The organism is Dictyobacter halimunensis, from assembly GCF_036245075.1.
Map to the genome: position 1 here is coordinate 3,187,050 of NZ_BSRI01000002.1, position 20,051 is coordinate 3,207,100.

The window sequence follows — 20,051 nt, forward strand, 5'->3', positions numbered from 1 at the left end:
AGAGGTGTGGGCTGTTCTAAGCGCGGGCTCCATTGTTTCCACAGGGAAAGATAGAGAGGACTTGTATGCCGGCTGCTACGCGTTTGCTGTTTGTGCGCCATGGGGAGACTGTGGCCAATCGTGAATTCCGCTATATCGGCGCGCGGGACGATGCGCTGTCCGAACATGGTGAGGCGCAGGCGTTGCAACTGGCGCAGACCCTGTCCGCTGTGCCGATAGACGCTGTCTATAGTAGTCCGTTGCGGCGAGCCTACCGGACGGCCACGCCGATCGCCGCACAACATAAACTTTCCGTCCAGGTGGTCGATGAGTTGTGTGAAGGGAACTTTGGCACCTGGGAAGGTTTGAGCCGGGCGGAGGTGCTGGCGCGCGGTCCTGAAGATGAGCGGCAGTTGCTGGAGTGGGAGCGCGATCCCTCGCTGCCCCCGCCGCAGGGCGAGAGCTTCGCCATGGTGCAGGAACGCGTGGCGATTGTGGTGGCCCAATTGGTGCGGCGCCATCCCGGTCAGACCCTGGTGCTGGTCTCGCATGTGGGTCCCATCAAGGCATTTCTGTGCCAGGCACTGGATGCGCCATTATCCTCACTGTTCCGCATCTTTCTCGATCCAGCTACCATCAGCGTCATCGACTGGAAGAGCGCACCTGTTGTTCGCCTGGTGAACAGCCATGCCCATCCTGGCTGGGAAAAGGCCCGTTGGTTACAATTTGCTACCCTGTAAGCCTTCTGATACGTATTGATATTACATGACGCATAGAGCTATGATGAGGGATACCTGTATATTCACGCTGGATAATATGAATATTTGGTCCTATTTGTGGAGCAGGTTACTGTTTTTGTTAGCTATTCAATGTATAATCATAAATTAGTGCTAGTAGTGTGCGTGGAGGCTTTTGTCGTATAGAGGAGTATTCGATGCGTTCGAGTCTTATAGATAGCCAGCGGGCCTCTGGTAAAATTGAAACGAAACAGCAAGCAATATATAATCAGGTTTCTCACCATTCATCTTTGCCGCCTCCCGTTTCACATCGAGCGACCAGTGCAGCTCCTGGAAGCAGTATTACCCGTTTCCTGGTTCCACAGGAGGGCTGGCTGGCGTTTCTTCTACTTGCTATCGCCCTGTACAGTGTCGTGGCGGTGATCGTCAATGCTGATTGGGTGCATTATAGTTCTTACCTATATCTTTGCCCTATCATTGGCCTGTTTGTTGGGTTGGTGGTGGCCAAACTTCCATATATTCCCCAGGCTTTATTACACCTGCTGGCCTGTCTGATCGGTCATGCTCTGGCCGTATGGGTGACCAGCGTTTACGCGTTTCACGTGCCGGCGCCGCTTGTGCTATCCGGGCTGCAGGCGGCCTTTAGCGGCCATATGGCCACTGAATCCAGCGCGATGAGCGAGATGGTCTTCTTCTTTTACCTGGCCTTCCTCTGCTTCTTTCTGGGATATTTCGGGAGCTGGCTGGTCTATCGCGCCCGACTGCCCTGGTTGGTGGCGCTGGTCTATTGCTCTATTATGCTGGTCAACTTAAATTATGTGAAGAGCGACTATAACTATCTATTGTTAGTGATGATGGCGCCGCTGATCCTGTTGATCGCTCGTGTTCAGCTGGCCGGTCGCCTGGCGCAGTGGACCAGCGAGGGTCTCTATACAGATCAGGCCTGGTTGCGCAAAATGACCAGGCGCTGTATGCAGGCCAGCTGCCTGATCTTACTGTTGACCTTGCCCCTGAGCTGGTTGCTCCCGGTGCAGAATCAGCCTGAGAGCGGCAAAGTGCTCTGGGACCGCATTAACCAGGCCTGGAACAGCGCCATGAGCGGTGATCTGTCCTTGAACACCCTGCGTTCAATCGCTTCAGCGTCGGATACCACCAATTATTTTGGTAATCAATTGGCGATCTCCAATAGTATTCATTTGCCCGATGGTGAAGTGATGGTTTATTCCAGTACCGATAAAAAATCACATTACCTGGAAAGCTCTACCTTTAGTACGTTTACCAATAATACCTGGACCATTTCTCCGCGAGATAGCATGCAACAGGAGTTCGCGGCGAATATGCACTTGCCGCTGGATAGCGGCCATCCTATTGGCGACCTGGTGAAGACAAAGGTTACCATGACGCAGGCCATCAGTGGCTCTAAAAATTATCTTTTTGGACCAGCGCAGCCTATGACGTTTAGCGTTCCAACCCAGATCTACTCCAATGGTGGCAACGGTGGCATCACGGCCAGCGCCTGGACGCAACTGGAGCCACTGACGCAGAATGAGAGTTATAGTGTCGTCTCGTCCCTCCCTTACCAGGGATCTGTGAACGATATCCCGCTACCGAATGATAGTCCTGATGTCTGGCATGCGGATACGTATTATTATGAACTAAGCGTCGCCTATCTGCAGAAGCCGCAGGATCTTTCGCCCCGTGTCGAGCAGACGGAGGCCAAGTGGACGGCTGGCGCGACTAATGCCTACGATGCCATGAAGCGTATCGAGTCGCATCTCAGCGATCCGCGTGAGTTTACCTATTCAATCAATAACGCGCCTATTCCGGCGCATACAGACGTGGTGGACTGGCTGCTGGAGACACATTCTGGCTATTGCACCTATTATGCCAGTGCGATGGCTGTGATGGGTCGCATGCTGCACATTCCGACGCGCCTGGTGACAGGGTTTAGCGCCGGGAAGTACGATCCCGCACGCGGCGTCTGGTCTGTTTCTGGCAGCGATGCCCATAGCTGGGTGCAGGCCTATTTCCCCAACTATGGCTGGTTGGATTTTGAGCCGACGCCCGGCTACTCGGCGCAGTCCCAGCAGGCGACCAACCAGGTTCCGACCCCTATTGCGACGCAGCCTGCGCTCCAACCGACGCCAACCATAAGATCTATACCAACCCATACGCCACAGAAGCCGCAAGTCGATCCTACGCACCCACAGGCCACACAGTCCACGAACTCGGGTTCGTCATGGATGTTGTGGGGCGCTCTGGGATTACTGGTGTGCGCGATCGCCTTCTTTGTGATGGCCTTCTTTGTCAGGCGCCGCCGTTTGTTGGAGTCCACTCGTCCGGCTGTCTCGAATCTATTCTGGCGCGCCTGTCGTGTAGCCAGCTGGGCCGGTCTGGGACCCAGGTCCTGGCAGACCCCTTACGAGTATACCGCGATGTTGAGCCGCCATCTGCCACAAAAAGAGTCCTCGCTCTGGCAATTAACGGATCTCTTTGTTCGTGAGCGCTGGGGGGCCAGTCCTCACGCGCCGGGTGAACAGGAAGCGATCTCGCTGGAACGGTCCTGGCCCACGTTGCGCAAGCGTCTCTTGCGCCTGCTGTTCTTGCGCAAAAGCAGCAAATAACGCCGCATCGTGCATGACCATGCATGGATGTATCGATGCTCGTTACTCTCCCTATGGCCTCTCGTTTTCTAGTTATGAATGGATAGTCGTTGGGTCGTTGGGGAGAGTAAGTGAGCGATGTTTGGTGAGCCAATTGTGGAATGTGTCTATGGATGGGGGCAGGTACTACAGCTTTATCCTGATCATCTGGATATCCAGGGAACCTCATACTCATTGTATGACTTGATTAACTTCAAGCCTGTTTATCGCCGCATTATGGGCGTTCCTTCAATGCGCCTGGAGCTACAATTCATCTCTGATAGTGTAGTGATTCGCGGCATTGCTGATATATCCCTGGCTTTAAAAGTAATTGCGTACCTGCATACATGGAGCGCGGCACATCTACGCTATTCCGTGGAAGAGGTTCATGTTACCCCTGAACTTCCAGCGCCCGCATCCACGGCAATTGTGTCCGCGCCACAACCCCTGGTGCTTTCAGAAGGCGAGCGGGAGCACTTCTGGGAATACGATGCCCATGATCACCCAACCATCGCGGTTGGACCCCTTGATGCCGTAGTAGACGGGGAGGCCGAGACGATTACGTCTTCTTCTGGTACGACCTCCTCGATGGTACCAATAACGCTGGATGCCGTTACCTCGTGGCCCTGGACCGATGAGCGCCATCGGCAGTACCTGCAGCACCAGCAGCGCCTCCAGCGGGAGCGCGAGGTACGCTTTTATGGCTTTGATGTGGAGGCACTGGCCAGAAGCTTACAGTCCAATCCGTTACCTCAGGTTTCGGTACCGGTACTGTTGCTGGATGGCGAATGTGCCCACTATTGCGTTGAGGCCAGGCTGTGTGATGATCCACCGGGCGAGGGGAAACGGGCCAGGGCAAAGGTCAAAGACCAGGGCAGGCTCATCTTAACCAATCTCCGTCTGATCTATCTAGGTCAGCAACGTCATATTACGCTGGGCTACGAGCATATGCTCCAATATTCGCATGTGCCGGGCGCGGTAATGATCTCAACCACCTACTGGCGCCGACAACAATTTTTTGTCATGCGCCGCCCGCTGGAGTGCGTGATGTACCTGGATCATATCTGGCAGCATTTTCAGGATAAGATCCTGCCTGCCGTCAGTCAGCATATGATGCCGGATGATACGCAATCCTTACGGGTGCAGCAGGCGTTTAGAAAAAAGGAGACCATGCACCTACCGAGCCTGCCTGTATGCAGCGAATGTGGTCGACCGGAACACTGAGCTTGCTTTATCCCGGAAATCACCTGGAGGCGCCGCCGCATGTCGGCGCTCTGCTTGCTCATGTTGTTCCGAATGTGTTTCTGAATTGTTTTACGTAGTGGAATGTGTAAGGAAAGGGAAAACTTCGTATGTTTATGGATACACTGATGGCCTTATGGAATATCATCTGTCGGGGAAGGATCAGAAAAATGCTGGTCACCTCTCTTGGTGTAGGTATTGGCCTGATCTGTTTACTGGCATTTATTGTCATACCGGCGTTTTCACGGTCATCGGATCTACTCTCGAATATGGCATCCTCATCTGACGCGGATCAGAACGCCAATGACGTCGTTCTAACGCAAAATCATAGCAGGTACGAGGTGACGCCGCCAGAAGTGCCCCCCCATCGCCGACTTTGCTGCCAACACAGGGCGCCACATCCACCAATAATCAGCCCATCTCTGGACCAGCTCAATCTACATTGACTGTTCCACCCACTCCGCCTTTCCTGCCAACCTTTAGTAATCCTGTGCAGACGCCTGTGCGCCATATCATCATTACCATCCATCGCATGCCCGCGCAGAATGGGAACATCATTCCGCCAACGCCACCGGCTGACCTGACGCCACCACCTGCGCCACCGCTGATGGCGCCCCCCTCGATGTTGCCCCCGGTGACACCGACCGCGACTGCGGCGATTGCGGCGACCGTGACAGCGACTGCGACGGCGACCGCTCTGCCTACCCCCCAGGCAACGGCAACGACTGTCCCGCTGACACCCACGTCAACCGCCACCAGCGTCCCGGTCACGCCAGGCCCCGAGCCATCAACAACCGCGGCCCCCACCAGCCGCAGTTCCATCTCAGCATTCTGGCAACACGAATAAGCACTTTATGGCGCGGAAGGCGTGCCATGTGTGGAATATGAATGTGTCCGGCTGCGCACAGCGCAGCCGGACACATTGGAGTTTTTATGTAAACTCAACTTCCTTTTCACCGAATTTTTATGCACAACACTATGGCACCGTTTTGCTGATACTGACGGTATCAAACGTGGCGGTACTCAAAGCATTGGAGTTATGAGAGGTGACGGCCATGCCTGCCAGGATCGAGCCACTCATGTTTAGCGTGATGCTCGACCCACTTATCGCCGTCCAACTGTTGCCATCGCTAGAGGTGTAAGCGGTGTAGGTCGTGCCAGAGCGGATCACCATCAGGTAGGCTGGCACTGTGCCTGCAACCGCCACAAGCTGTTGAGCGCCAGCGCCCTGAGCCGTGCGGTACTGCACATTGATGCCGTGGTTTGGTGTCACCATCACCATGTAGTACGCCGAGCCTGGATCGCTGCTCTGCCGTAGCATGACACCTGCTTTGGCCCATTCATTGGTCGCGGTCTGCGAGAGGACATGCGCGCTCACGCTGCCATCAGCCGCCAGTGATTGCCACACGAAGTGGAACTGGTCAGACGAGTACCAGATATCGTTACCGGCTCCCTGGATCGTCCAGGTGCCTCCACTCAGCGATTGGCCTCCTGCCAGGGCTGGCTGGCCGATGGCCGCGCAACTCCAGTTCGTGGGGCAGCTAGGTGGTGGGGGTGTCGTACTGATACTGACAGTATCAAACGTGACGGTACTCAAAGCATTGGAGTTATGAGAGGTGACAGCCATGCCTGCCAGGATCGAGCCACTCATGTTTAGCGTGATGCTCGACCCATTTATTTCTGTCCAGCTGTTGCCATCGCTAGAGGTATAAGCGGTGTAGGTCGTGCCAGAGCGGGCTGCCATCAGGTAGGCTGGCACGGTACCTGCAACCGCCACAAGCTGTTGAGCGCCAGCGCCCTGAGCCGTGCGGTACTGCACATTGATGCCGTGGTTTGGTGTCACCATCACCATGTAGTACGCCGAGCCTGGATCGCTGCTCTGCCGTAGCATGACGCCTGCTTTGGCCCACTCATTGGTCGCGGTCTGCGAGAGAACATGCGCGCTCACGCTGCCATCAGCCGCCAGCGATTGCCACACGAAGTGGAACTGGTCAGACGAGTACCAGATATCGTTACCGGCTCCCTGGATCGTCCAGGTGCCTCCACTCAGCGATTGGCTCCCAGCCAGCCCTGGCTGGCCGATGTCCGCGCATTTCCAATTCGTGGGGCAGCTAGGTGGTGGTGCCGTACTGATACTGACGGTATCAAACGTGGCGGTACTCAAAGCATTGGAGTTATGAGAGGTAACAGCCATGCCTGCCAGGATCGAGCCACTCATGTTTAGTGTGATGCTCGACCCACTTATTGCCGTCCAGCTGTTGCCATCGCTAGAGGTGTAAGCGGTGTAGGTCGTGCCAGAGCGGGCCGCCATCAGGTAGGCTGGCACGGTGCCTGCAACCGCCGCAAGTTGCTGAGCGCCAGCGCCCTGAGCCGTGCGGTACTGCACATTGATGCCGTGGTTTGGTGTCACCATCACCATGTAGTACGCCGAGCCTGGATCGCTGCTCTGCCGTAGCATGACACCTGCTTTGGCCCATTCATTGGTCGCGGTCTGCGAGAGGACATGCGCGCTCACGCTGCCATCAGCCGCCAGTGATTGCCACACGAAGTGGAACTGGTCAGACGAGTACCAGATATCGTTACCGGCTCCCTGGATTGTCCAGGTGCCTCCACTCAGCGATTGGCCTCCCGTCAGGGCTGGCTGGCCGATGTCCGCACAGCTCCAATTCGTGGGGCAGCCAGGTGTAGGTGTAGGTGTAGGTGTAGGTGTAGGTGGTGGTGTAGAAAGTAGGCTATAGATATCCAGGGTGCTGTGGGTTCCCACAAAGACTTCGCCATTGGCAATGGTTGGCACGCTGAATTTCGTGTAGCTGGGCAGCCCATCACGGCTACTGTTCTGGCTCGTGTTGTAGAGTTCCTTTGCCAGATTAGTGGCATCGTAGGCGTAGAGAACGGCATTGGGTCCAATCGTCCATGCTATGCCTGAGCCTGCTGTGCTCCCGTTACTGGAGATAGCGACATTGCCGCCGGGATAGCCGAAGCTTTCGGGTGACTGTGAGGACGCCGAGGTCGAGAGCAGCCCGTTGTTTAGCTGGAACGCCTTCACGTGATCTTTTACTCCCACAAGGTACACGAACTCTCCAGCCGGGCCATTCCAGTACGATGGTGACCCCCAGACCCCACCATTAGCCGTATTCGGGGGCAGCTCCTGCACAATCTTATCGATATCGGTTCGGTTTTCTTCAGAGCTACCGCAGCTCAAGTTCGGGTCCGGAGTGTACTGTCCCAGGTTGGCCCGGCTAACCACATAGACGCGTCCCTCCTTGCCAACTCCCACCATCTCATTCGAGGTTGGCAGCAACAAAGGCCCACCGGAGCCCAGGTCGAGATCTCCCGAGTTCAGACATGACTGGTTGAACGGAGTGAAATAGTCTACTTGCTTGAGGCCACCAGACGTGCTCAGCTTAATGAAGCTATCCCCCAGATCAACTCCACCGGTATTGGCATCGAAGGTCCCGTTACCGGTCATGACATAGATATTGCTGCCGTCGGCGGCTATGCCCTGCCCTGACTGCCATATAGCCCCCGCAGTGCCATTGAGTGTGACATTGTAGACCGTCACCTGCTGGTATGTCGAGGCGTCGTAGCCCATGATCCAGCCATGGTAATGTGCCAGATCGTTGTCACAGTGTGAGCCCCAACCGATATATACGACGCCATTGAGCAGGAGCAGACCGGGTCGATTCAGATGTATGGCAGGATTGAAGGTAACTGTGCCCGCGCTTCCCTGGACGGACGCCTGAATCAATGTCGGGCTGCCGGGCTTGTCATTGCCCGTGGTCAGATCTATGGCGTGGAGCCGGTAGGTGTTCACCCCATTTTCAAGGGTATTGGCGACAACATAGAGCGTGTTCGTCGAGGGATCGATCACCGGGGTACCGGTGATGCCGTATTCTGGATTGATGTCATAGCAACCCACACTGCTACTAGGGACTGTGGTGATCGCTGGCGTATTGATGAAGCTGCGATGCCAGAGAAAGGTCGATATGGGCGTGGAACTGATCTGATCAGCATCAAAGGCATAGAGGCTATCATGCTCGGTCGCCACGAAGGCCACGTTGTGGACCGTCCCTGCGATATTCACATTCGGGAGGTAGAGCGGTTGAGCATACACCTGTCCATCGACTTTATACTCAACTCGCTTGCCAAACTGGTTCTGATTGACGTTGCTGGTTGTGAGGATCGTTTCATTGCGATTCTGCCCTGTGCGTGAAAGGTCATTTTTGTAGGTTGTCATCGCCGTGTTGGCTGGGGCCGCATACGCTATGCCCCCTTGTTTCAGCTTAGTTGCCACAAAGGTTCCAGCACCGACAGAGAGCAATAGGGCAATGATGATAAAAGAATTGATGATGGACTGTGTCTTTCCTCTTTTGCGAGTTGAAGGTGAGGGGGGTGAACCAGGGGTCTTGCCAACCGGGGGGGGAGTCAGAGCTTGCATATTGTATCTCCTTTTTACAGCAATCTACCGGTAGTTTGTAGACCGGGGAAATCCATACCCTTGCTCATTTTTAGATGGCTGATGACACCTGGCTCTATAAGGTCAGAAGTAACACAGACGGCTGCCCTCAATCGAGCAAAATTCCCAAATCAACAAACTACCGCTACAGTAGTGAGCAGAAACATTGAACCAGGAATGGGCAGAAGCAAGATGCCTGAATGCTAATATGGACCTGTTTTCGCCTGAGAAACTTTTCATCGCACTTTTTTCTAAGAGAGTGTCAGATTCCCATGATTATTGCCTGCAGTCTGCCTGAGTTTTTACACCTGCGGCGCCCACGCTCTTTTTCGGTGTTGGTGCAACAGGTGCGCACCTGTTGCACCAACACCGAAAAAGAGCGTGGGGACACCTGCGTTCCCCAGGATCCGGAACATTCAGATTCCCCGTATAATGGGAATCTGACACTTTCTAATACTTAAAATACGAACCAACAAAACCACCTGAGAGAGGCTATAAAAGAGGAATACCAACTGTAAATGGATTATTGAGAGTATAAGATGCTATACAATCAATAAGATTATTGTATGCGAAAGATGGTTCTTATAAGTTGAGATTTGGTTAAAGGAAGATTATGAATTTAAACTTCAAGTTAAGAAAGTATAAAATATTATAGATTTAATGATAGTTATGCTTTAATATAGATGAAACCCTGATAAGGGATCGATAACAACAATTAAAGAGAACATGATGGTGAAGGCCCGTCCTTCAAAGCATGATGTCTCTGCTGAACAGAGACGGAAGGACGCACAAGACGACGAGAAAAAGAAAGGTAAAACGGGTCAAGTTCCTTTGCTCAGGTGAGACGAGATGCTATAGCTCTGCAATTTCTGAATCACAAAACTTGATGGAGAGCCAGTTTTGCTGTCAAATGGGTCGCGGGTTTTCAAGAAGTCAGGCTAGAAGCAGGTTTGGGGTATGGGGCGGAGGAGGTGGGATTCGAACCCACGAAGGCTATTCACCTTACACGATTTCCAGTCGTGCTCACTAGACCACTATGAGACTCCTCCAGGAAAGCGGAGAGAGAGGGATTCGAACCCTCGAGGGCTATTAACCCTACCGCTTTTCGAGAGCGGCACATTCGACCACTCTGACATCTCTCCGCGGACTACTATAACACATCTCTGTGGATGTGGCAAGCATTAAATCACCCTTTTTTTTTGGCTTTCTGGGCTTCTTCCTTAAAATTCGACCGTCTTTCTTCTATGGACTATGTGTGCGTATAATAAGCGGGATTTCTATGATAGAGATGTAGTATACCTGTGAGGGAGGGATGGCAGATGCCCGAAATAGTTCATGAGCAGATCCAACTGTCACTATATATAGTGGAGCAGGCTTCATATGTTTCATTAAACATTGTTGACCAGGTCTATCCGCACTGGGTACTGAGCTATGTGGCGTGTGGAGATGTCGTTACCAGTTGCTGTGGTGAGTCCTGGCGGGCGCGTGCGGGCGATGTGATGATCCATCCGCCTCAGCTCCCTTTTTCCGAGCAGGCTACCGGTCCAGGAACGCATCAATGGCTGCTACTCGATGCTGTGACAGCGCGCCAGATTGATCTTTTTCAGCTTTATCCGGTGTCGCCTGTCGTTTCACTGACACGCTCGATCCCTTTCTCGGCAGTTTTTGAGCGTCTGTATGCCAGCTGGAGTGATATGAGTCTGCCATATCGTCACATTCAGGTCTCGGCGGATGTCTTGCAGATGTGTTGCCTGGTTCTGGAGAGCTGGCGGCAGGGCGGTAGCATTCCGCGTTCGGATGCGCTGCTCACTCCGCGTGATCGCTTTACCGATGTTATCCGCTACATGTCGGAACACCTGGCACAGAAGCTTACCCGCGACGAACTGGCGGCCCAGGTCTATCTTCACCCTGGCTATTTTGATCGCGCCTTCAGACATATCTATGGTATTGCTCCCATGCAGATGTTGCGCGATCTGCGTTTGCAGGAGGCGCAGCGCCTGCTTGAGACGACCGATCTCTCTTTGCAGGCTATCTCCCTGCAGTGCGGCCTGAGCGATGCAGGCTACTTCAGCCGCGTATTTCGCCAGCGCTTCGGGCAACCTCCTGGCACTTATCGTGAAAGTACAAAAAGTGCAAAAGAGAGTTATCTCCATCCATTGTAGGTAACAGGGATGGTTACATACACTGTATTTAATATCTTCTCTTCTTAGAAGGTTATTTATATGGAGGTAACAGGTATGGTTACGGCAGAGCAGCAACGGCAGTTTGATGAACAGGGCTTCTTTCTTTTGCCCGATTTTTTCCCGGCCGACGAGATTGATGCGCTGCGCGGGCGCATCGACCATTTCGCGGAGGCCCATGAGCGGCAGTTGCAGGAGAGTGGCAGAGAGGGGATCAGCCGTCCCAAAGAGATCTCGTTTACGGCCCACCTGGCGGAGCAGGACCCGGAAATCATGAAGTTTGTGGCGCAGGAAAAGTTCGTGGGCATCACCTCTGATCTGCTGCACGATGATATCTCGCTGTACTGGGATCAATCGGTCTACAAAAAGCCCGAGGCGAAGCGAGATTTTCCCTGGCACCAGGATACAGGCTATACGCTGACCGATCCGGCTGTGTACATAACCTGCTGGCTGGCGCTGGATGATGTTACGCTAGAAAATGGCTGCATCTGGGTTATCCCCGGTAGTCAGAAGCAGGGAGTAATCGAGCATACCGACACCGATATCGGTAAGCAGTGCTACTTTGGTCCCGACCCCGGCACGGCGGTGCCTCTGAAAAAGGGTGGTATGGTCGTCTTTAATTCGCTGCTCTTTCACCGTAGCGGACCCAACGTCAGCTCGACCGTGCGCAAAGGATATGTGATCCAGTATAGCGTGGCGCACGCCCGTCACGGCGTGACCGGCGAACCGTTCAACCGCGTGGTGGTCGCCCGTAATGGTCAGCCGACCCTGGTCTGAGGCATGTTGAGAGGAGAGGCGATCGCTTCTTCTCTTACTGTTCTGGCTCGACCGCTGTGATGATCGCCTCGTCGTTCTCGACGGAGGCGAAGAGCCCGAACATCTCGCTGACGGGCGAGAAGCTGCGGCGATGATGGGGTGTGACCCCGTGGGTGTGTAGTGCGGACAGGTGGGTGGCGGTCCCATAGCCTTTGTGCTGATCAAAGCCGTAGTGGGGATATTCTTTGTGCAGCTCTACCATCAGACGATCGCGGGTAACTTTGGCGATGATGGAGGCGGCCGCGATAGAGAGGCTGCGGGAATCACCTTTGATAATTGAACGTTGGGGGAGTGCTACCCTGGGTAGATAGATGGCATCAAGCAAGAGGGCGTCCGGGGCTGGCGTGAGCTGTTGTAGCGCCAGCTCCATAGCATACTTGGTGGCTTGTAAAATATTGCGCGTATCGATGACGTCAACCGATCCGATGCCGACGCCGACCGCCAGCGCGTGCCGCATAATGTGATCATAGAAGCGTTCGCGCGCGGCTGCCGTGAGCTGTTTAGAATCATTGACCCCCGCGAACAACTCCAGGGTATTGTCTGAACGGGGTAAAATAACCGCTCCCGCGACGACCGGACCAGCCAGGCAACCCCTGCCCGCCTCATCGACCCCGGCTATAAAGGAATAGCCCTGTTCAAACAGGGCTATTTCCTCCTCAAGCGTAGGACTGTTCTTCTTACGCGTTGGCATTATTTTTTGGCGGCTTCTTTAGCGGCTTCTTTAGCTGCGATCTGCTTGGCACTCAAAGGACGAATCTCTTTCAAGCGAGCAGCTTTACCGGTCAGGCCGCGCAGATAGTAGAGTTGTTTGCGGCGTACGCGCGCATGACGAAGCACTTCAATCTTCTCGATACGAGGAGAGTTGACCAGGAAGGTACGCTCAACACCAACACCGTTGGTGATACGACGTACGGTAAAATTGCGATTGACGCCGCTGCCGCGCAGGCGCATGACCACACCCTCAAACGGCTGTAGGCGTTCGCGGTTTCCTTCAACTACTCTGACTTGCAGGCGGACGGTATCGCCCGACTTCAGTTCAGGTACATCTTTCCGTAACTGAGCACTTTCGACAGCGGTAAGTAACGCCCGCCCTGCTGGCTTTGTTACGACTTGTTTGTCAGCCATCCCTAAGACCTCCTATGCGCCAGTGCTCGACATGAATTGCTGGGTGGCAGAGCATTGGGCGCTTTCATTTACTTTTCTGCGTTAATAGCATTGAGCTGTTTCATCAGGCGCGATTTGCGGCGGGCCGCGTTATTCTTATGGATGACACCTTTTTTGGCGGCTTTATCCAACTCGCTGACGGCCAGACGCACGGCCTCAACGGAATTCTCATCTGTGGTGCTGATTGCCTGACGAGCTTTGGTAACCTGTGTTTTTACAATCGATTTGGTGCTGCGATTGAATGCACGGCGTCTCTGTTCCTGACGCATGCGCTTTTCTGCAGCTGCATTATTGGGCATGTAAAATCAATCCTCCCCGGAACATCTGCCCCTTCGCGCGGGCTTTCTCACTATAAAAATGCCGACATATCTGTATCTGTCGGACTGAGTGCCCGTAGATTATAGCAGAAGTCTCTTTGCTATGTCAAACGAGGGAGACACGTTGTGTGCCTCTTCTATTGTCGCTGGCGCGACGGCATGAAATACCCCGCCTACGGCGGGGAAAAAGGTAGGGGAGGTTTTGTGGGGACACCCCACACCCCGGCAGGAGGGGCGAAAAGCTCCTCCTGCACCTCCCCGCTATATTAATGGGGTTAGCGCAGCGCCTGTTCGAGGTCGCGTACGATGTCTTCGGCGTCTTCGATGCCAACCGAGAGGCGCAGCAGCGTGTCGGTGAGGCCGCGCGACTCGCGGATCTCCCGTGGGATCGAGCCATGGGTCATGCTGGCCGGATGGCAGATCAGCGATTCAACGCCACCGAGGCTTTCGGCAAAGGTAATGACCTGCAGGCGCCGTACGACCTGGTCGACATCCTCAAGCGTGCCCGTGAACTGGAACGAGACCATGCCACCAAAGCCTTTCATCTGGCGTTTGGCTAACTCGTGGTCGGGATGTGAGGCGAGCCCTGGATAATAGACCTTCTCGATGCGTGGATGCTCTGAGAGGAAGCGGGCCACGGTATGGGCGTTCTCTTCATGCTGGCGCATGCGTACGGCCAGCGTTTTGATGCCACGCAGGGTCAGCCAGGAGTCGAAGGGACCCGGGACGCCACCGGCCGCGTTCTGATAGAACTTGACGGCCTCGTAAACCTCTTTATCTTTAAAAACGACGGCCCCGCCAACGACATCGCTGTGTCCATTGATGTACTTGGTGGTGCTGTGCAGTACGATGTCCGCGCCTAGCTCCAGCGGCTGCTGGAAGTATGGACTGGAGAAGGTATTGTCAACCACCACCAGGATGTTGCGGCGATGGGCTATTTCGGCGATCGCTTTGATATCTACCAGGCGCAGCAGCGGATTGGTCGGTGTTTCCAGCCAGATCAATTTCGTGTTCGGACGAATGGCCTTCTCATAGTCTTTTGTTGAAGCGGCCGACACATAGCTGGTCTCGATCTGGTAGCGCGATAAGATTCGCTCGAAGATACGGTAGCTGCCACCATACAGATCATCGCAGGCAACCATATGGTCACCCGTTTTGAGCAGGCTTAATACCGCCTGTTCAGCGGCCAGGCCAGAGGCGAAGGCCAGGCCATACTCGCTATTTTCCAGCGCTGCGATACAGTCTTCAAGGGCGGTACGCGTGGGATTCCCTGAGCGCGAATATTCGTAACCTTTATGACCACCAAGCCCGGTCTGGGCGTAGGTCGATGTTTGAAAGATCGGGGTCATGATCGCGCCTGTAGATGGATCCGGCTCTTGCCCCGCGTGAATTGCTTTCGTTGAAAACTTCATTGGTTATACTCCCCAAACAGCCTCCCCTCATACATCGATATGTGGGACCGCCGCAATAATCTTGATCAACTATATCATCATAGCCCTGAAAGCACAATTGACATAGGTAATATCTCACAGGACATAAGGTCCTACAGTTCTTCTCTTGTGGATGGGCCTGAAGTCTAGCAATGCATAGACCTGACAGGTGATGTCACGTCAGGCATCTATAAATGATTACAAAGATAAGCACAGAAATATTCCTGCAACCCGCCTGCTGGCAGATTCGTCTTATTTATATCAGATGTGTATATTATTACTTTAATACTCCCATTGCCCTGGGGATTCGTAAGCGCCTCCGCACGCGCGTCCGCTACGCGGCCGCGTATGTTTTGTAGGTTGGTGCATGGGGCGCGGATCCGCGCCCCATGCACCAACCTACAACGGACTCGTGAGCGCCTCCGCACAGGCACCCGCTGCGCTAGCTCAAAAAAGAGTGCGGCCTTCTGCGGACTGCCAGTGTTTGCACACCTATGGTGCTCAGCAGTCAGTTTAATGTTGGTGCAGCAGGGATGCGCATCCCTGCTGCACCAACATTAAAACCAGTGCGGCCGCGCACGCGGACGCCCGTGTGAGGGCGTTGACGTGCCCCTATATGACTCATGCAATGCAGGGATTCGATAAATGGATGCTTCTAAATCATTTTCGCCGGATGGCGATAAAGGTCATCGTCCTGTCGTGGTGAACGCGGCTGAGATTCTGGCTGGACAGGCCGCCGCGTCTCCATGTTTTGGCCGGGTGGGTGTGTTGCTGGTGCATGGACTCAATGGCGGCAAGAGCGATATGGAGGAACTGGGTGCGCTGCTGCAGGAGCAAGGGTGGTGCGCCGAGTTGATCTTGCTGCCCGGCCATGGGACCGAGGTGCGCGATATGCTGCCCATCGGCTGGGCTGAATGGGCGCAGGCGGTGCGCGAGGCTCTGCATGAGCTGCGGGAACGCTGCGACCATGTCTTCCTGGTCGGACACTCGCTGGGCGGCGCGCTCTGCTTGCATATGGCCGCGTCCGAACAGGTGACCGGTGTGGTGACCATGTGCGCGCCCATCTCCATGTATCCGGGCATGCTGGCCGCCGTGCGCGTGGTCAAGCGCTTTACGCCCTGGCTGCCGACACTGCGCGAAGATGTACGTGATAAGGAGGCCCGGCGCAGGTATGCCAGGGGAGTTTATCGCCATACACCTATGGCACCTGTTGAAAGTATGTTACAATACTTACCGTTGTTACGGGCTGAGTTGCCCAACGTGACAGCGCCGATTCTGATTATGACGGCCATTCATGATCACGTTGTGCCGGCACGTGATGGGAGAACCATCTACCGCTTGATTGGCTCGCAGGAAAAGCAACTGGTAACGTTTCACCGGTCATACCACGTTATCATGAAGGATCACGATCGCGAAGAGGTGTTTGAGCGCACGCTGGCCTTTATTCAGAGGCATCTCCCATTGGCATCAAATTAAGCAGAGGGTCTGCCCTCTGCGCTCTAAATCGGGAGGTGCAGGAGGGCTCGCCGCCCTCCTGCCGGGGTGCGGGGTGTCCCCGCCTTCTCTCCTTTCTCCTCTCGCGCCGCCGCAGGCGGCGCGTAAAAGGAAAAAGGGGTTTTGCGGGGACACCCCGCACCCCGGCAGGGAGGCCCCTGCACCCCTTTATAGTATTTTAGAGCTAGAGGCTATCTTGAAACCACATGTTAGTAATCCACCGGCATCGGAGCCAGAGACGTCACAGAAGAGAACGTGGCAGGTGATGTCTCTCTCCAGAGGCGGTGTTGCTCTTTTTCTTATCCTGCTGTGCGTGGTGCTCGCCATTAGTGGACGGCAGATCTGGCGTGGCTGGCCCGCGACAACCAGTGCTTCCAACGCGGAGTCCTCAAGCTCCGCTTCCGCTCCTGTGCAGGCTCCTAATGGCGATGGTCTCTCTTCCCTGCAATTGCCCGCCGGACGTACGCTGGTCTATGAGCAGGCCGATCATATCTATACCATCGCGACCGGCGAGAAATCTTCCCATGCCCTGCAGACGCCTGGCTATAGCTATAACAGGGCCGTGCCGGCCGTGGTGACTACGGGGAAAGAACTGCTCTATAGCGGCGCCGGCATCTGGCGCGTGAACCTGTCGGGCGGGCCCGCGACGCAGATCGCCTCCCTCCCATCTGACCAGGTGATCACCTCGATGGTAGTGAGCTCTGATGGGAGCACACTGGCCTGGAGTAGCGCGCCAAAGAATGGCAGCGGAACCATCTCGCTGTATGCCGGTCCACTGGATCATACCAGCCGCGTCTATCAGCAGCCTGCCAACAAGTGTCCCTGCTTTCGGGCCTTTGCCTTCCCGAATAACGATACCCATACCCTCATGCTTACCAATGATCGCGGCGACCACCGCAGCGCGCGCTATGGTCTATGGAAGCTCAATCTTGACCAGGGCGCCTCGGCGCAGCCGCAGCCTTACCTGAGCGACGCCAACCAGCAGGGTCCCCTGGCGCTAGCACCGCAGGGCAACAGCCTGCTCTACTCCACCTTTCAGGGCTATGTTCCCATGCAGGAGGAGAACGCACCCGCCGATATTTCGTCGCTGAGTTACGCGAATAGCCTGTCTGTGGCGTCTATTGGTGGAGCGCAGACGCAGCTCGATCGGGCGCAGACGCTCCTGCCCGAGCAAGGTGATCTGGAGAATACCGAGGAGTATCGCTGGGTGTCCACCCCACAGTTTAGTTCCGATGCCCGGACGCTGGCCTATACCGAGTTTTCTGTTTCCAGTGTGAAGCATTTCCCGCGCCAGTATGCCTTGTATACGGTTGACCTGCATGGCGCCGGGGGGGCGAAGCCACAACTCCTGGCGACCTCTACGGCCCATTACATGGAGACCGGTGCCTGGTTGGACGATCACACCATCACCTTCTATGCCGATCATGCGCTCTATGCGCTGGATATCCAGCAGCACAGTGTTGCCCGCATCATAGCAACCGGGGCGTATGCTAATGTTATTGCGGCGATAGAATGAGGCGATTGTGAAGCGTAACTCGACTGGTTTGCGAGCCCTATTTGTGATACTAATAGGGCTCTTTGTTTTTTGCTATCCTTTTGCGGTCATTGGCGTGGCCTTTGACGTCAAGCCCCCTTTTTCCCTGGACTGGGCCGGTAGCTTCCTGCTCTTTTTAGAGGGCAGCATTCTGCTGCTGGCCGTTATGCTTTGCTATGGTCCGCTGCCCGCTCTTGGCGCGGGTATCGCTATCATCGTGCTTTCTTACCTGGTGGAGACGCTGGGCGTCAACACTGGCTTCCCTTTTGGCGTCTATCACTACACCCCCGTCTTATTTCCGCGTCTGCCTGGTGGGGTGCCGCTGGCCGTTATGTTTGCCTGGATACTGATTGTTTTGGGTGGCTATGGTATTGTGAAACGCCGCTTGCCTTTTAAACGTGGCATAAGGGTAGGGGAGGCATTGTCTGTCGCGATACTGGCGACACTTTTGGATCTGGCGATTGAACCTGTAGCGGCTCATGTTGTGTTGTACTGGCAGTGGAAAGAGCGTAGCCCAATGGACTACTATGGGGTGCCGTCGATGAATTTTGTGGCATGGTTTGTAGTCGCGTTCGTGCTGGTGGTCGTGGTGAATGTGATATTGCAAAAAGGGAGAAATATTCTACGGTTTTCTCAACACGAACAGGTGGACCGGGCGAGTGGGCGGAAGATGGGAAGAGTTGAGCGATTGGCAATGCTGACCCCCTGCATCCTCTTTAGCTGCAGCCTGTTTATGTTTGGCCTTGTTGATCTCACCCATGGCTATTATCTCGGCTCCGCCTGTGCCCTCGGCGCGGGCCTGTTCATCCTCCTCCTCGGGCGTTCCGTGCGTACGGAGCCTGTCCCCGATTAGTCGGATAAGATCGTCCCTTCCACGAGGTGCCCGCTTTGCGATGGTGCCAGCGGATCGCGTTGAGCAGAATCAGGCATTCAATGATGATCGAGAGGGCGTGGAGCAGGCTGAACAGCAGAGCTTGTCCCCGCTCCCTCTGATGGAAGCGCAGTGCCAGCAGCACGCGCATGATGATGGGCAGCAGCGTGGTCAACAGCGCCAGGACGATGATGAGTGGACTCACCATCAGCAGCAGGCCAGCGATGAGGACGAGCGGAGGCGCGATAAAGAGCAGCAGATTGAGCATCAGGGCTCCCAGGGCGAACGGTAGCGAATAGTTGTAGAAGGCGAACAGATTTTTCGAGAAGCCCGACCAGACCTCAGCGAATGAGTGATACATGCGGCACTGGATCTGCTCCTGTGCGTCGGCATAGGACATGCGATAGCCGGCCGCCTTGATGGCGCGCGCCAGCAGGACATCCTCTAGAATACGTCCTTTGACCGAGGCATGTCCGCCGATCTTTTCGTAAGCGCCGCGCTGGAAGCAGAGCATCTGTCCGTTGCCGGTCGCCAGGCTGGGCTCGGGACGCCGGTAGATCAAGGCTACCGGGAGCAGGGTCATGATCGTAAAGTTGAGCAAGGGGATGATCAACTGTTCGCCCGGACTGCTCAGTATCTGCGCTGGCTGCGCCGTCAGCAGTTGCACCCCCAGGCGCCGCATCTGTCCAATTGCCGCCTTCACCATGTCCGGCTGATGGATGGTATCGGCATCTGTGAAGAGGATATATTCTCCCCGTGCCTGTTGGGCCAGCTTCTGGCAGGCGAAGTTCTTGCCTACCCATCCCGGTGGAAGATCGCCACCCCGTAGCAGGCGCAGACGACCAGCCTGATGGGGTGGGAGCTCATCGATCAGACCCTGTACGATCTCCGCCGTTCGGTCGCTGCTCTGGTCGTCCAGCGCCAGAATTTCGAGCTGCTGATAGCGCTGAGCGAGCAGTGAGCGCACGCACGTCTCTATATTCGCCTCCTCGTTGCGGGCTGGAATCAGAATCGACACCAGCGGTTCCTCGCTCTGCATGGCGGTATCCTGGGGGATGCGCAGACGCGTAAACGTACATAGGTTGACCAGCAGGATGCTGAAGTTGACCAGTAAAATAAATAAGAGTATACCGAGCAGGGCCGGGATAACAATGGATACGATAAAATGCTCGAAAAGGATCATGATGGC

At 55.1% G+C, this 20,051-nt stretch carries 16 protein-coding genes and 2 tRNA genes; 10 read left to right on the top strand and 8 right to left on the bottom strand.

The features are described from left to right. Positions 1 to 65: 65 nt before the first annotated feature. The 5 genes from AABA21_RS27270 to AABA21_RS27290 all read left to right on the top strand — a co-directional run bounded on the left by AABA21_RS27270 (position 66) and on the right by AABA21_RS27290 (position 5,447). Positions 66 to 719 (top strand): histidine phosphatase family protein, encoded by a 654-nt coding sequence (locus tag AABA21_RS27270; protein ID WP_338255084.1) that lies wholly within the window; start codon positions 66 to 68, stop codon positions 717 to 719. A 194-nt stretch (positions 720 to 913) separates the two neighbouring features. After that, entirely contained in the window at positions 914 to 3,340 is a 2,427-nt protein-coding gene (locus tag AABA21_RS27275; protein ID WP_338255087.1) for a transglutaminase TgpA family protein, read from the top strand. 117 nt (positions 3,341 to 3,457) lie between these two features. Then, on the top strand, positions 3,458 to 4,582 hold the full coding sequence (locus AABA21_RS27280) for a hypothetical protein (protein ID WP_338255088.1): 1,125 nt from the start codon (positions 3,458 to 3,460) through the stop codon (positions 4,580 to 4,582). Between the two features lie 128 nt (positions 4,583 to 4,710). Further along, complete coding sequence (locus AABA21_RS27285) at positions 4,711 to 5,046, top strand: hypothetical protein (RefSeq protein WP_338255090.1); 336 nt, start codon at positions 4,711 to 4,713, stop codon at positions 5,044 to 5,046. Next, on the top strand, positions 5,043 to 5,447 hold the full coding sequence (locus tag AABA21_RS27290) for a hypothetical protein (protein WP_338255092.1): 405 nt from the start codon (positions 5,043 to 5,045) through the stop codon (positions 5,445 to 5,447). Before AABA21_RS27285 ends, AABA21_RS27290 begins: the two co-directional genes overlap by 4 nt. A 129-nt stretch (positions 5,448 to 5,576) precedes the next feature. On the opposite strand, the gene AABA21_RS27295 is transcribed toward AABA21_RS27290, so the two are convergent. The 3 genes from AABA21_RS27295 to AABA21_RS27305 form a co-directional block, all read right to left on the bottom strand. After that, entirely contained in the window at positions 5,577 to 9,038 is a 3,462-nt protein-coding gene (locus AABA21_RS27295) for a hypothetical protein (protein WP_338255095.1), read from the bottom strand. A 981-nt stretch (positions 9,039 to 10,019) separates the two neighbouring features. After that, positions 10,020 to 10,105, bottom strand: a tRNA-Ser gene (locus AABA21_RS27300). Between the two features lie 7 nt (positions 10,106 to 10,112). Beyond that, a tRNA-Ser gene (locus tag AABA21_RS27305) sits at positions 10,113 to 10,198 on the bottom strand. Positions 10,199 to 10,375: 177 nt separating this feature from the next. On the opposite strand from AABA21_RS27305, the gene AABA21_RS27310 reads away from it, so the two are divergent. Both AABA21_RS27310 and AABA21_RS27315 read left to right on the top strand, forming a co-directional pair. Next, positions 10,376 to 11,218, top strand: a complete 843-nt coding sequence (locus AABA21_RS27310) for a helix-turn-helix domain-containing protein (protein WP_338255097.1) — start codon at positions 10,376 to 10,378, stop codon at positions 11,216 to 11,218. A gap of 75 nt (positions 11,219 to 11,293) precedes the next feature. Continuing rightward, on the top strand, positions 11,294 to 12,013 hold the full coding sequence (locus AABA21_RS27315) for a phytanoyl-CoA dioxygenase family protein (protein ID WP_338255098.1): 720 nt from the start codon (positions 11,294 to 11,296) through the stop codon (positions 12,011 to 12,013). Positions 12,014 to 12,047: 34 nt separating this feature from the next. Here AABA21_RS27315 and AABA21_RS27320 read toward each other — a convergent pair whose 3' ends face one another. The 4 genes from AABA21_RS27320 to AABA21_RS27335 all read right to left on the bottom strand — a co-directional run bounded on the left by AABA21_RS27320 (position 12,048) and on the right by AABA21_RS27335 (position 14,945). After that, a complete protein-coding gene (locus AABA21_RS27320; protein WP_338255099.1) occupies positions 12,048 to 12,743 on the bottom strand; it encodes a ribonuclease HII in 696 nt (231 codons plus the stop codon). After that, complete coding sequence (gene rplS / locus AABA21_RS27325) at positions 12,743 to 13,177, bottom strand: 50S ribosomal protein L19 (RefSeq protein WP_338255100.1); 435 nt, start codon at positions 13,175 to 13,177, stop codon at positions 12,743 to 12,745. The genes AABA21_RS27320 and rplS overlap by 1 nt, the downstream gene beginning before the upstream one ends. Positions 13,178 to 13,245: 68 nt before the next feature. Beyond that, positions 13,246 to 13,515: a 30S ribosomal protein S20 gene (gene rpsT / locus AABA21_RS27330; protein WP_126551424.1), complete on the bottom strand. Its 270-nt coding sequence runs from the start codon at positions 13,513 to 13,515 to the stop codon at positions 13,246 to 13,248. A gap of 293 nt (positions 13,516 to 13,808) precedes the next feature. After that, a complete protein-coding gene (locus tag AABA21_RS27335) occupies positions 13,809 to 14,945 on the bottom strand; it encodes a cystathionine gamma-synthase (RefSeq protein WP_338255101.1) in 1,137 nt (378 codons plus the stop codon). Between the two features lie 663 nt (positions 14,946 to 15,608). Here AABA21_RS27335 and AABA21_RS27340 point away from each other — a divergent pair. The 3 genes from AABA21_RS27340 to AABA21_RS27350 all read left to right on the top strand — a co-directional run bounded on the left by AABA21_RS27340 (position 15,609) and on the right by AABA21_RS27350 (position 18,844). After that, positions 15,609 to 16,439, top strand: coding sequence for an alpha/beta hydrolase (locus AABA21_RS27340; protein WP_338255102.1), 831 nt, complete (start codon positions 15,609 to 15,611; stop codon positions 16,437 to 16,439). A 283-nt stretch (positions 16,440 to 16,722) separates the two neighbouring features. Further along, positions 16,723 to 17,973 (top strand): TolB-like translocation protein, encoded by a 1,251-nt coding sequence (locus tag AABA21_RS27345; protein ID WP_338255103.1) that lies wholly within the window; start codon positions 16,723 to 16,725, stop codon positions 17,971 to 17,973. A gap of 7 nt (positions 17,974 to 17,980) precedes the next feature. After that, positions 17,981 to 18,844 (top strand): carotenoid biosynthesis protein, encoded by an 864-nt coding sequence (locus tag AABA21_RS27350; RefSeq protein ID WP_338255104.1) that lies wholly within the window; start codon positions 17,981 to 17,983, stop codon positions 18,842 to 18,844. On the opposite strand, the gene AABA21_RS27355 is transcribed toward AABA21_RS27350, so the two are convergent. Then, entirely contained in the window at positions 18,795 to 20,045 is a 1,251-nt protein-coding gene (locus AABA21_RS27355; protein WP_338255106.1) for a glycosyltransferase family 2 protein, read from the bottom strand. The two genes, AABA21_RS27350 and AABA21_RS27355, sit on opposite strands and share 50 nt — an antisense overlap. Positions 20,046 to 20,051: the final 6 nt, after the last annotated feature.

Bases quoted from the DNA above. Each gene is read 5' to 3' on its own strand.
- AABA21_RS27340 (WP_338255102.1), top strand. From the start codon at position 15,609: ATGGATGCTTCTAAATCATTTTCGCCGGATGGCGATAAAGGTCATCGT.
- rpsT (WP_126551424.1), bottom strand. From the start codon at position 13,515: ATGCCCAATAATGCAGCTGCAGAAAAGCGCATGCGTCAGGAACAGAGA.
- AABA21_RS27345 (WP_338255103.1), top strand. From the start codon at position 16,723: ATGTCTCTCTCCAGAGGCGGTGTTGCTCTTTTTCTTATCCTGCTGTGC.
- AABA21_RS27280 (WP_338255088.1), top strand. From the start codon at position 3,458: ATGTTTGGTGAGCCAATTGTGGAATGTGTCTATGGATGGGGGCAGGTA.
- AABA21_RS27285 (WP_338255090.1), top strand. From the start codon at position 4,711: ATGTTTATGGATACACTGATGGCCTTATGGAATATCATCTGTCGGGGA.
- AABA21_RS27275 (WP_338255087.1), top strand. From the start codon at position 914: ATGCGTTCGAGTCTTATAGATAGCCAGCGGGCCTCTGGTAAAATTGAA.
- AABA21_RS27355 (WP_338255106.1), bottom strand. From the start codon at position 20,045: ATGATCCTTTTCGAGCATTTTATCGTATCCATTGTTATCCCGGCCCTG.
- rplS (WP_338255100.1), bottom strand. From the start codon at position 13,177: ATGGCTGACAAACAAGTCGTAACAAAGCCAGCAGGGCGGGCGTTACTT.
- AABA21_RS27295 (WP_338255095.1), bottom strand. From the start codon at position 9,038: ATGCAAGCTCTGACTCCCCCCCCGGTTGGCAAGACCCCTGGTTCACCC.
- AABA21_RS27335 (WP_338255101.1), bottom strand. From the start codon at position 14,945: ATGAAGTTTTCAACGAAAGCAATTCACGCGGGGCAAGAGCCGGATCCA.
- AABA21_RS27315 (WP_338255098.1), top strand. From the start codon at position 11,294: ATGGTTACGGCAGAGCAGCAACGGCAGTTTGATGAACAGGGCTTCTTT.
- AABA21_RS27320 (WP_338255099.1), bottom strand. From the start codon at position 12,743: ATGCCAACGCGTAAGAAGAACAGTCCTACGCTTGAGGAGGAAATAGCC.
- AABA21_RS27270 (WP_338255084.1), top strand. From the start codon at position 66: ATGCCGGCTGCTACGCGTTTGCTGTTTGTGCGCCATGGGGAGACTGTG.
- AABA21_RS27310 (WP_338255097.1), top strand. From the start codon at position 10,376: ATGCCCGAAATAGTTCATGAGCAGATCCAACTGTCACTATATATAGTG.